The sequence below is a fragment of the Nocardioides sp. P4_G10 genome, from assembly GCF_056401175.1.
Map to the genome: position 1 here is coordinate 24117 of NZ_JBFUJV010000034.1, position 9677 is coordinate 33793.

12 protein-coding genes are annotated in these 9677 nt (G+C 71.6%); 6 read left to right on the forward strand and 6 right to left on the reverse strand.

The window, feature by feature from the left end; genetic code table 11:
- On the forward strand, nt 1-600 hold the full coding sequence (leuD, locus tag AC1DP1_RS22270) for a 3-isopropylmalate dehydratase small subunit (RefSeq protein WP_300045864.1): 600 nt from the start codon (nt 1-3) through the stop codon (nt 598-600).
- A gap of 115 nt (nt 601-715) precedes the next feature.
- The gene (locus tag AC1DP1_RS22275) at nt 716-1411 is read left to right on the forward strand and encodes an HU family DNA-binding protein (protein WP_477508695.1); all 696 of its coding nucleotides are present in this window, start codon (nt 716-718) and stop codon (nt 1409-1411) included.
- A gap of 40 nt (nt 1412-1451) precedes the next feature.
- Here AC1DP1_RS22275 and cofC read toward each other — a convergent pair whose 3' ends face one another.
- Complete coding sequence (cofC, locus tag AC1DP1_RS22280) at nt 1452-2114, reverse strand: 2-phospho-L-lactate guanylyltransferase (protein ID WP_477508696.1); 663 nt, start codon at nt 2112-2114, stop codon at nt 1452-1454.
- 131 nt (nt 2115-2245) lie between these two features.
- On the opposite strand from cofC, the gene AC1DP1_RS22285 reads away from it, so the two are divergent.
- Both AC1DP1_RS22285 and AC1DP1_RS22290 read left to right on the forward strand, forming a co-directional pair.
- Nucleotides 2246-3037, forward strand: coding sequence for a lysophospholipid acyltransferase family protein (locus AC1DP1_RS22285; protein ID WP_477508697.1), 792 nt, complete (start codon nt 2246-2248; stop codon nt 3035-3037).
- Nucleotides 3034-4035 (forward strand): NAD(P)H-dependent glycerol-3-phosphate dehydrogenase, encoded by a 1002-nt coding sequence (locus AC1DP1_RS22290; protein ID WP_477508698.1) that lies wholly within the window; start codon nt 3034-3036, stop codon nt 4033-4035. Before AC1DP1_RS22285 ends, AC1DP1_RS22290 begins: the two co-directional genes overlap by 4 nt.
- Before the next feature lie 171 nt (nt 4036-4206).
- Here AC1DP1_RS22290 and AC1DP1_RS22295 read toward each other — a convergent pair whose 3' ends face one another.
- From AC1DP1_RS22295 to AC1DP1_RS22305, 3 genes are all read right to left on the reverse strand, one after another.
- Complete coding sequence (locus AC1DP1_RS22295; protein ID WP_477508699.1) at nt 4207-4836, reverse strand: hypothetical protein; 630 nt, start codon at nt 4834-4836, stop codon at nt 4207-4209.
- Nucleotides 4833-5390, reverse strand: a complete 558-nt coding sequence (locus AC1DP1_RS22300) for an RNA polymerase sigma factor (RefSeq protein ID WP_477508700.1) — start codon at nt 5388-5390, stop codon at nt 4833-4835. The genes AC1DP1_RS22295 and AC1DP1_RS22300 overlap by 4 nt, the downstream gene beginning before the upstream one ends.
- A 107-nt stretch (nt 5391-5497) precedes the next feature.
- Nucleotides 5498-6571, reverse strand: coding sequence for a trans-sulfuration enzyme family protein (locus tag AC1DP1_RS22305; protein WP_477508701.1), 1074 nt, complete (start codon nt 6569-6571; stop codon nt 5498-5500).
- A 32-nt stretch (nt 6572-6603) separates the two neighbouring features.
- Between AC1DP1_RS22305 and AC1DP1_RS22310 the strand changes: the two genes are divergently transcribed.
- On the forward strand, nt 6604-7773 hold the full coding sequence (locus AC1DP1_RS22310) for a D-alanine--D-alanine ligase family protein (protein ID WP_477508702.1): 1170 nt from the start codon (nt 6604-6606) through the stop codon (nt 7771-7773).
- Between the two features lie 12 nt (nt 7774-7785).
- Here AC1DP1_RS22310 and AC1DP1_RS22315 read toward each other — a convergent pair whose 3' ends face one another.
- Together AC1DP1_RS22315 and AC1DP1_RS22320 are read right to left on the reverse strand one after the other, a co-directional pair.
- Nucleotides 7786-8295, reverse strand: a complete 510-nt coding sequence (locus AC1DP1_RS22315; protein ID WP_477508703.1) for a DUF3515 domain-containing protein — start codon at nt 8293-8295, stop codon at nt 7786-7788.
- Nucleotides 8296-8309: 14 nt separating this feature from the next.
- Entirely contained in the window at nt 8310-8546 is a 237-nt protein-coding gene (locus AC1DP1_RS22320; protein WP_135840790.1) for an Lrp/AsnC family transcriptional regulator, read from the reverse strand.
- A gap of 117 nt (nt 8547-8663) precedes the next feature.
- Here AC1DP1_RS22320 and AC1DP1_RS22325 point away from each other — a divergent pair, with 117 nt between their 5' ends.
- Entirely contained in the window at nt 8664-9614 is a 951-nt protein-coding gene (locus AC1DP1_RS22325) for a thiamine-phosphate kinase (protein ID WP_477508704.1), read from the forward strand.
- Nucleotides 9615-9677: the final 63 nt, after the last annotated feature.

A 9677-nucleotide genomic window follows, 5' to 3' on the forward strand; every position in this document is an offset into this window, starting at 1 on the left:
ATGGACAAGTTCACGACCCACACCGGCGTCGGCGTCCCGCTCAAGCGCAGCAACGTCGACACCGACCAGATCATCCCCGCGGTCTACCTGAAGCGGGTGACCCGCACGGGCTTCGAGGACGGCCTCTTCGCGGCCTGGCGCAACGACCCCGACTTCGTGCTCAACAACCCGACCTACACCGGTGGGTCCGTGCTGGTCGCCGGTCCTGACTTCGGCACCGGCAGCTCGCGCGAGCACGCGGTGTGGGCCCTGCAGAACTACGGCTTCAAGGCCGTCATCTCCTCGCGCTTCGCCGACATCTTCCGCGGCAACTCAGGCAAGGCAGGGCTGGTCGCGGCGCAGGTCGACGAGAAGGTCGTGCAGCGGCTGTGGGACTGGCTCGAGGACAACCCGGGTGGCGAGATCACCGTCGACCTGGAGAGCCGCACCGTCCGCGCTGGCGTCGGCGAGGACGCTGTCGAGGACTCCTTCGACATCGACGACTACACCCGGTGGCGCCTCCTCGAGGGCCTCGACGACATCGGCATCACGCTGTCGCACGACGCCGACATCACCGCCTTTGAGGCGGAGCGACCGAGCTGGAAGCCCGTCACTGCGTGAAAAACCCCTACAAACAGGGGCTTTGGTGATTGTCCTCACCCTTCCATGTGCCTAGCGTGCCTTGAGAAGGTCGAGCACGAGCTCGGCGTCCGAGGTTCATTGGGAAGGGAAGCTAGTGAACAAGTCAGAGCTCATCGACGCGCTCGCCGCGCGTTACGAGGGGAACCGCAAGCAGGCGGCCCACGCACTGGAGTCCGTGCTGGACACCATCACCCGCGAGGTCGCCAAGGGCGAGAAGGTCGCGATCACCGGTTTCGGCTCGTTCGAGAAGGCCGTCCGCAACGCCCGGTGGGTCCGCAACCCGCAGACCGGCGAGCGGATGAAGTCGAAGAAGAAGTCCGTGCCGAAGTTCTCCGCCGGCAAGGAGCTCAAGGACGTCATCTCGGGCGCGAAGAAGCTGCCGAGGCTGACCGCCGCCACGATGCCCAAGCCGCCCGGTGTCCGGGCTGCCGCGGCAGCAGTGACGGGTGCCGCCGCCAAGAAGTCGGCGCCGGCGAAGTCCGCGGCCTCCAAGTCGGCAGCCCCGGCGAAGAAGGCGTCCTCGACGTCCGCGGCGAAGAAGACCACGGCCAAGAAGTCGACGGCCAAGAAGTCGTCCAGCGCGAGCACCGCCAAGAAGGCGCCCGCGAAGAAGACCGCCACGAAGGCCGCCAGCAAGTCGACGGCCAGCAAGTCCACCGCCAGCAAGTCGACGGCCAGCAAGTCCACCGCCAGCAAGGCGACGGCGAGCAAGTCGACGGCCAAGAAGGCGCCGGCGAAGACGGCCACCGCCAAGAAGACCACGGCGAAGAAGACCGCGAAGAAGTCCTGACGCAGCCGCCGGCTCGCTGGCGCCGCGTCGAGAGGGCGGGTCACCCCGAGGGGGTGGCCCGCCCTTCGCTTGCCCGCGTCGTGTGCGGACCGACACCGGCCAGCAGCGCGGCGTCCAGGTCGTCCGGGTCGTCGACGTCCGTGCGCACGCTGGTCGCGGTGGTGCCGACCTCGACGGCCCCGGTGCCTTCGTGGCGCGCCGCGGAGGCGACACCGAACGACGGGTCGAAGCCGTCGGCAGGGGCGGCGTACAACGTCGTGCCCATGCCCGTGTGGTCGCGGACGAACGCGGCGCGTCCGGCCGCGACCTGCTCGTGCACCTCGTGCAGCACCCCGGCCAGCTCGACGGGCCGCAGTCCCGGCAGGTCGGCGCACAGCACGACGGGCACCGCTCCGGGCCAGCGTCGCGCGACCTCCGCGACCGCCTGCACGAGTGTCGCGTTGAGGTCCTCGCTGACGCCGTCGGGGATCACCTCGCACCCGAGGGTGCGCACGGACGCGGCCAGGCGGTGGTCGTCGGTGACGACGAGGACGGCGTCGACGCCGGGCGTGGCCGCGGCGGCCTGCACGGTGTCCAGCGCGAAGGCCTCGGCCAGGTCACGTCGATGGTCGTCGGCGAGCCCGGCCAGTCGGGACTTGCCGTAGGTGGGCGACTTCACGGGTACGACGACCACGCAGCGCGTGGGTCGGGCATCGGCGGACATCACGCCGATTCTCCCATCCGGCACCAGCGTACCGGTGGGGTCCCTGCACCCCGTCGACCGAGTAGCCTGCTCGCGACGCAGGCAGCGTCCGGGCGGGGCCCGCGAGGAGAGCACGATCGGGAGGGGTGGCGGTGCGCGTCAGGAAGCTCGAGCAGAAGCGCGGCTGGGCGATCACCGTGGCCGCGTCGATCCTCAAGCCGACGCTGATCAGCGCGACGTCGCGCACGTGGATCGACGGAGAGAAGATCCCGGCCACCGGTGGCTGCATCGTGGTCATCAACCACATCTCCCACGTCGACCCCCTGCTGTCGGCGCACTTCGTCTACGACCACGGCCGGCTCCCGCGCTACCTCGCGAAGTCCGGGCTCTTCAGCAACAAGTACCTCGGCGGCTTCCTGACCTCCGCCGGCCAGATCCCCGTCGAGCGCCTGAGCCGCAACGCGATCGGTGCGTACGACGCCGCGGTGAAGGCGATCGGCGAGGGCGAGTGCATCATCATCTACCCCGAGGGCACGTTGACGCGCGACCCCGACCTGTGGCCGATGAAGGGCAAGACCGGCGCGGCTCGCATCGCCCTGGCCACCGGCTGTCCGGTGATCCCGGTCGGGCAGTGGGGTGCGCAGGAGGTGCTCCCGCCCTACACGAAGCGGCCGCACCTCGTGCCGCGCAAGAACATCGTCATGAAGGCCGGTGACCCTGTGGACCTCGAGGACCTGCTCGGGCTCCCCGCGTCCGCCGAGACGACGGCGCATGCGACCGACCGCATCATGGCCGCGGTCACGGCGATCGTGGCCGACCTCCGTGACGAGACCGCACCCGAGCAGCGCTACGACCCCCGCAGCAGCGGCGTACGCGAGACCGGCAACCCGCACGACACCGCCCACGACGGGGCCCACCGGACGAAGAGGAAGCGCACCCGATGACGAAGATCGCAGTGTTCAGTGCCGGGTCGTGGGGCACCGCCTTCTCGCTCGTGCTGGCCGACGCCGGCAACGACGTGTCCTTGTGGGCCCGGCGCGAGGAGGTCGTCGAGGCCGTCAACGAGCGCCGGGAGAACACCGACTACCTGCCGGGCATCGAGCTGCCGCCGTCGATCTCCGCGTCGACGGACCCCGAGCAGGTCGCGGCGGACGCGGACGTCGTCGTGCTCACCGTCCCGTCGCAGACCCTCCGGGAGAACCTCACCGCGTGGGCGCCGGTCATCCCCGAGAAGGCCACGCTCGTGTCGCTGATGAAGGGCGTCGAGCTCGGCTCCCTGATGCGGATGAGCGAGGTGATCCAGGAGGTCACCGATGCCTCGGCCGACCGGATCGCCGTCGTCAGCGGACCCAACCTGGCGCGCGAGATCGCCCGTCGCGAGCCGGCTGCGTCCGTCGTCGCCTGCCTCGACGAGGAGCGCGCCAAGCACATCCAGGCCCTCACGCACGGGCCGTCGTGGCGGCCGTACACGTCGGTGGACGTGCTCGGCTGCGAGATCGGCGGTGCCTACAAGAACGTCGTCGGCCTCGCCGTCGGCATGGCGGTCGGGCTGGGCTTCGGTGACAACACCACCGCCTCGGTCATCACCCGCGGTCTCGCGGAGACCGCGCGCCTGGCGACCGCGCAGGGTGCGAACCCGCTGACCCTCATGGGTCTCGCCGGCCTCGGCGACCTCGTCGCCACGTGCTCGTCGCCGCTCTCGCGCAACCGCACCTTCGGCGAGCGCCTCGGTCAGGGCATGACGACCGAGGAGATCTACGCCTCCACCCGTCAGGTCGCCGAGGGCGCGAAGTCCTGCAAGTCCCTGCTGGAGCTCGCCCGCCGCATGGGCGTCGACGCCCCGATCGCCGAGGCGGTCGACGCCGTCGTCGACGGCAAGATGACCGCGCTCGACATGATGAACTCCTTCATCGCCCGCGACACCAAGCCCGAGCTGCACTGATGAGACGCCCAGCCACGACCGAGGTACGAGGTCGGGGCGTGGGGGCGGCCAGATCGAGCAAGCGACGCGACTGAGGAACGAAGTCGCACGAGCGCGTCGAGATCCAGTCAGCCGGGACACCATCACGTGACCCCAGCCGTAGCTGGTGCGAGTGAACTACGACCCAGCTACTCAGCCCCTCGCCGGAACGACCTCGCAGGCCCCGACCGGGCCGGCGGCGACCTCGGCGGTCACGGAGGACTTCGTGCCCTCCACGACGTGCTGCCCCTCGCGCTCCTCCATGTCGGACAGCTCGTCCTGGGTCATCGCCTCGACCGACAGGACCATCACGAACGTCTCCCCGTCACGCACCGCACCAGGCGGGATGGTCACCTTGACCATCTCCTGGCCGATCTGGAGCGACATCCCCACCTCGCGGTCCACCTCGGCGTAGCGGCCCGGCGCGCACTCCTGGAGGTCGGGGAGGTAGGTGATGTCCGCCGCGATCCCGTGCTCCTCGATCGCGCGCTCGAGCCCGGCGGCGTCCTGCGGGCGGTTGATCTGGACCTCGATGGTGCCCGCGTTGCCCTCCTGCACGGAGTAGGCGGGCGTCGTCCCGAGGCCGGGCACGAGGACGACTCCCACGACCGCGGTGGCGGCGATGCCCGCCGCGACGGCAAGGGCACGACGACGCGTACGACGTGGGGTCGGGGTGGCGTCCGCGAGGGCGGCCGGCGCGGTCGCCACCTCGCGGCGCAGGCCGACGAGGAGGCGGGACTCGAAGGTGTCGAGGTCGGGCGGGGGAGGGGTGTGCGTGCTCATGCGGTCACCTCGAAGGGACTGGGAAGGACGTCCTGGAGCCGGGTCCGGGCCCGGTGGTAGCGGACCCGGGCGTTGCCGGCGGAGATGCCGAGGGCCTGCGCGGCCTCGGTGAGGCTGAGGCCGTCGACGGCGACGAGCTCGACGACGGCCCGCTGGTTGTCGGGCAGGGACGCGAGCGAGCGGTGGAGCTCTCGTGCCATCCGCTCCCCGTCGATGCGGTCGGCGATGCGTTCGGTGGACTGCTCGTCGAGGAGCGCCCGCCCGGACAGCCGGCCGTGTGCCCGCGACTCGCGCACCCGGCGACGGACGTGGTCGGCAACGACGTGCCGGGCGATGCCGGCCAGCCAGGCGGTGGCCGTGCCGGCAGAGGCGTCGTAGCGTGCTGCGCTGTCGATGATGGCGAGGAAGATGTCGGCCGTCAGGTCGGCGGCCGTGTGCGGGTCGTCGACGCGGCGGGCGACGAACCGGCGTACCCACGGCAGGTGCTCGCGGTAGAACGCCTCGAAGGCGTCGGGGTCGCTGCCGATGGCGGCGACGTCCGGTGGAGAGTCCATGCCCGTTCTTCGTCGCACCACGGTGAAGCGTTACACGACCGCGGCCCTGGACGACGTCATGAGGACCGGCGGTCCGGACCGCCGGTCCTCATGACGTCCCGGACCAGTCAGCCGACGCAGCCGTCCAGTGCCGTCCTGAGGTCGTCCCAGAGGTCGTCGACGTCCTCGATGCCGACGGAGAGCCGGACGAGCCCCTCGGGGATGGTGGCGGCCTCGGCCTTCCAGCGGCGGCGGCGCTCGAGGCTCGACTCGACGCCGCCGAGCGAGGTGGCGTGGATCCAGAGCCGCGTCTTGCGGCTGAGGAGGTCGGCGGCCACTTCGCCCTGGGCGAGGACGATGCTGACGATCGCGCCGAACCCGGGGTAGCGCACCTCGGCCAGCGCGGGGTGCTCGGCGAGGCGGCGTACGAGCTCCTGGGCGTTGGACTGCGCGCGCTCGACGCGCAGGTGCAGGGTGCGCAGGCCGCGCAGGGTCAGCCAGGCCTCGAAGGGACCGGGGATGGCGCCGACGAGGTCCCGACGGCCCTTGAGCACGCCGTAGAGCTCGTCGTCGCGGGTGACGATCGCGCCCATCTGCACGTCGGAGTGGCCGGCGAGGTACTTCGTCGCGGAGTGCACCACGATGTCGACGTCGTCCTCGAGCGGGCGCTGCAGCAGGGGAGTGGCGAAGGTGTTGTCGACGACGACGTAGGCGCCGGCCTCGTGCGCGGCCTTCGTGATCGTCGCGATGTCGGCGACCTCGAGGGCGGGGTTGGTGGGCGACTCCAGCCACACGAGCGCAGCGCCGTCGCAGGCCGCGACGACCGCGTCGGTGTCGGTGACGTCGACCATCTCGGCGGTGAGCCGACCGCGCGACTCGAGGTCGGCGAGCTGCATGATCGTGCCGGTGTAGCCGTGCTTCGGCACCAGGACCTTGCCCTCCTTGCCCACCAGGTCGAGCACGGTGGCGACAGCGGCGAGCCCGGACGCGAACGTCAGGCACCGACCGCCCTCGAGGGCGCCGAGCGCGTCCTCCAGTGCCGTCCAGGTGGGGTTGCCGTAGCGGCCGTACTCCACCTCGCCGCCGGCCACGTAGGTGGCCGCCATGGTGATCGGCGTGTTGAGCGGGGCGTCGGGGACCTTGTCCGGCCGGCCGGCCGTGACGGCGATCGTGCCGGGCCTGAGTGGTGAGTCTGCAGCCATGCGCGCCAGCGTAGGTGGATAGGGTCGAGGCGATGAACGACACCTCCCCTGACAAGACCGCAGCCCCCCTCTCGGACCCGACCCCAGCCGCCACGAGCCGCAAGCCGCGCGTCGCGGTCGTCTTCGGTGGCCGTTCCTCCGAGCACGGCATCTCGTGCGTGACCGCAGGGAGCGTGCTGGCCGCGATCGACCGCGAGGCCTACGACGTCGTGCCGGTCGGGATCGCCCCCGACGGCCGGTGGGTGCTGGAGAGCGACGAGCCCACCCGGCTCGCGATCCGCGGCAACGACCTGCCGCAGGTCGACGCCGGGCGGTCCCCGGTGGCGCTGATGGGTGCTGCCACCGGCACCGACCTCGTGGTCGCCGAGCCGGCCAGCGTCCCGTCGGTCATCGGCGAGGTCGACGTGGTCTTCCCGCTGCTCCACGGCCCGTGGGGCGAGGACGGCACCCTGCAGGGGATGCTGGAGATGGCCGGCGTGCGCTACGTCGGCTCGGGGGTGCTCGCGTCAGCGATCGGCATGGACAAGGCCTACATGAAGGTCGTCCTGCAGGCCGCCGGTCTCCCGGTGACGCCCGGCATCGTCGTGACCCGCACGGAGCTCGAGCAGGACCCGATCGGCGTACGCGCGCGGGTCGAGGAGGTCGGCTTCCCGTCGTTCGCCAAGCCCGCCCGCGCCGGGTCGAGCATGGGGATCAGCAAGGTGCACGACGCCTCGGAGATCGACGCGGCGCTCGAGGAGGCGTTCCGCCACGACCCCAAGGTGCTCGTCGAGCAGTCGATGGAGGGAGCGCGCGAGGTCGAGTGCGGTGTGCTCGGCACGCTCGAGGGCCCGCCGGAGACGTCGCGGCCGGGCGAGGTCCGCACCGGCGGCGACCACGAGTTCTACGACTTCGAGGCGAAGTACCTCGCCGACCAGCACACCGAGATCGACATCCCCGCCGACCTGCCGGCCGCGATCGAGCAGGAGCTGCGCGCGATGGCCGTGCGCGCCTTCGAGGCCCTGTCGTGCGAGGGTCTCGCGCGCGTGGACTTCTTCGTGATGCCCGACGGCTCGCTGGTGATCAACGAGCTCAACACGATGCCGGGCTTCACCCCGACCTCGATGTACCCGCAGCTGTGGGCCGCGACCGGCATGTCCTACCCCGACCTCGTGGACCGGCTCGTCCAGCTCGCGTTGCGGCGCGACACCGGCCTCCGCTGAGGCCGGGCACGGCTACAGGCAGGACAGACCTTCCCCGAGGTGCTGCTCCAGCGCCGGCGCCAGCTCGGCCAGCGCGCGGTCGATGCCCTCGGTGCGGTAGTCGGCCGGCACCAGCACCTCGACGTAGGGCTTGAGGCTCAGCGCGATCGGCGTTGCGTCCTCGGACTGGTCGGAGAGCTGGTCGTCAGGGACGTACCAGCCCACGCCGTCGATGACGTTGCACTCGGCGGTCGGCTCGTAGTCGCCCGGCTCGGGCACGCCGCACGTGAGGACGTACGCCGGATCGCCCCAGGCCGCACCCAGCGCGTCGGCCGGATCGACGTCGCGCCGGTCCAGACCGGCGAGGGTGTCGGGGAGGTCGGCGACCAGGGACTCGCAGGCGGCCCGGTCGGCGTCGGAGAGCTCGACAGCGTCGATCGTCGGGGTGCTGCTGCAGCCCGCGAGGGCGAGCACGACGGCGGTGGCTCCGGACGCGACGACGCCCCGGCCCGTGGACGGACCGAGGCGTCGACTCAGGTGCACGTGGGCCGGTCGGCTCAGATGTGGACGACCGGGCAGGTGAGCGTGCGGGTGATGCCGTCGAGGTTCTGCACCTTCGAGACGACGAGCTTGCCGAGCTCGTCGACGTTCTTGGCCTCGGCTCGGACGATCACGTCGTAGGGACCGGTGACGTCCTCAGCAAGCGTGACGCCGTTGACCTGGGCGATGGCCTTGGCCACCTCGGCGGCCTTGCCGACGTCGGTCTGGATCAGGATGTAGGCCTGCACGACCATCGTGGACTCCTCGGTCTCGTTCATCGGGTGTGACCGGCACAACCTACCGCGCCGCGCGCCGGCCCCGACAGGGGATGGGTGACAGTGGTCACCACCTCGGTCTGGTGGGATGGGCGCATGGCACCGGCAGCAGACGCAACCCTCGGGGAGGCAGGCGAGTTCGGCCTGATCTCCCAGCTCGTGGAGATCTTCGAGGGCGACGAGCACGTGCTCGTCGGACCCGGCGACGACGCCGCCGTGCTGCGCGTCAGGCACGGCCACGTGGTCGTCTCGACCGACCTGATGGTCGAGGGCCGGCACTTCCGTCGCGACTGGGCCGACGCCGCCGACGTCGGCCACCGGGCCGCCGCCCAGAACCTCTCCGACATCAACGCCATGGGCGGCACCGCGCGTCACCTCACCATCGGCCTCGCGGCCCCCGCGGACCTCCCGGTCGCGTGGGCGCTGGACTTCGCCCGCGGCTTCGCGGAGGAGTGCGCGAGCGTCGGGGCGACGGTCGTGGGCGGCGACGTCACGCGCGCCGACCAGGTGGTGATCGCCGTCACGGTCCTCGGCCAGTGCACCCAGGCGCCCGTCCTGCGCTCGGGCGCCCAGCCCGGCGACGTCCTCGCGCTCACCGGTCGCCAGGGGTGGGCCGCCGGCGGCCTCGCGGTCCTCGGCCGCGGCTTCCGCTCCCCGCGGGTGCTCGTCGAGGCCTACCGCCGACCGGAGCCGCCGTACGCCGCGGGCAAGGAGGCCGCCGAGGCCGGGGCGACCGCCCTCATCGACGTCTCCGACGGCCTCCTCGCCGAGGCCGGGCACATCGCGGACGCGAGCGGCGTCGCGATCGACGTACGCACCAGCGCGTTCGAGGTCCCTGAGCCGCTCCAGGCCGTCGGCGCCGCGCTGGGCGCCGATCCGATGCAGTTCATCCTCGGTGGTGGTGACGACCACTCGCTGCTGGCGACCTTCCCCGACGCGGCCTCGGTCCCGTCCGGTTGGCAGGTGATCGGCGAGGTCCGCGAGGGCGAGGGCGTCACCGTCGACGGCGGGACGTACGACGGCCCCACCGGCTGGACCCACTTCTGAGCCGTCGGTCCCGACCACGTCAGCGATCCCCGGTCAGCCGGGGATCGCTGACGTTGTCAGGCC